Raw genomic sequence first — 993 nt, 5'->3', positions numbered from 1 at the left:
AAAACGCCGCCCATCGTGAGATGAGCGGCGTTTTTTTTGATCGTTCCCACGCTCCGCGTGGGAATGCAGCCCCGGACGCTCTGCGTCCCCAAGCGTGACGCAGAGCGTCACAAGAGGCATTCCCACGCAGAGCGTGGGAACGATCAGTCATCAGTGACAGGTCAGACAGCCAGCTTGTAAACCAGCGCCGAAATCGCCACTAGTCCCACCGCCGTGACAAACACGTTCGACGCCTGACCGCGATAGCGCGCCATCGCTGGCACTTTGCGAATCGCGTACATCGGCATCAGGAACAGGATTGCCGCAATCACCGGCCCACCGACGGTTTCGATCATGCCCAGGATGCTCGGATCAAGCGTTGCGACGATCCAGCAGATCACCAGCATGAACGCCGCCACGATGCGATCCAGCGCCTTGGCGCCCGGACGTCTGCCGCTCTTGACGATCAGGCCCTTGAGGCCTTCGCTGGCCCCGATGTAATGACCGAGGAACGACTTGGAGATCGCCACAAACGCAATCAACGGCGCCGCAAACTCGATGGTCGGGTTGCTGAAGTGGTTGGCCAGGTACGACAGGATCGAAAGATTCTGCTCTTTCGCCTCAGCCAGTTGCTCTGGCGACAGGGTCAGCACGCAACTGAATACGAAGAACAGCACCAAAATGACCATCAATGCATGAGCGCGCGCGAGGATCTGTGAGCTGCGCTCGTCGGCGTGCACACCGTAACGACGCTTCTGGTCCATCGCGAACGCCGAGATGATCGGCGAATGGTTGAACGAGAACACCATCACCGTAATCGCCAGCCACAGCGTGTGCAGCAGCGCTGACGGCGCCGGCACTTGCGAGGCGGTGGCGAGGATGCCGCCGTTCCAGTGCGGAATCAGGTACACGGCGAGGAACAGCAGCGCGACGATGAACGGATAGACCATCAGGCTCATGGCTTTGACGATCGCCTGCTCACCGCAACGCACCACGGCCAGCAGGCCGAGAATC

1 pseudogene is annotated in these 993 nt (G+C 60.4%); it reads right to left on the bottom strand.

Features of this window, described 5'->3' with window-relative positions:
- Nucleotides 1-161 precede the first annotated feature (161 nt).
- Nucleotides 162-993, bottom strand: a pseudogene (locus OQK_RS00960) (HAAAP family serine/threonine permease); the annotation flags it as partial.

This window comes from Pseudomonas sp. R62, assembly GCF_000257605.1.
In the GTDB taxonomy this organism is placed as follows: Bacteria; Pseudomonadota; Gammaproteobacteria; order Pseudomonadales; family Pseudomonadaceae; genus Aquipseudomonas; species Aquipseudomonas atacamensis.
Note: the sequence above shows the minus strand (reverse complement) of the source record. Positions and strands in the feature narration are given on the sequence as shown.